A 237-nucleotide genomic window follows, 5' to 3' on the forward strand; every position below is an offset into this window, starting at 1 on the left:
AACCAGGCATTCGCCTCTTGGCTGTTACGAATCTGAACATCTGAGACTTCCCCATCATCATTCAGTCCATAAACGGTTAGAATTTCTTCTCCTTTAGGGGCAAACCAATGCAGAAGGGTATCAAACCACTCATCCGGTGTGACCTTATCTGGACGGATATAAAGCGACCAATTCTGATTGATGAGTTTATCTTCTAGGTCTGGATAAAGACTATAGAGATTGATGTTAGGGTCTGGA

Annotated in this window: 1 pseudogene; it reads right to left on the minus strand. The window is 43.0% G+C overall.

Features of this window, described 5'->3' with window-relative positions:
• Positions 1-237: pseudogene (locus HMPREF2991_RS04505) on the minus strand (hypothetical protein); the annotation flags it as partial.

It is taken from the genome of Streptococcus sp. HMSC072D07 (assembly GCF_001814835.1).
Lineage (GTDB): Bacteria > Bacillota > Bacilli > Lactobacillales > Streptococcaceae > Streptococcus.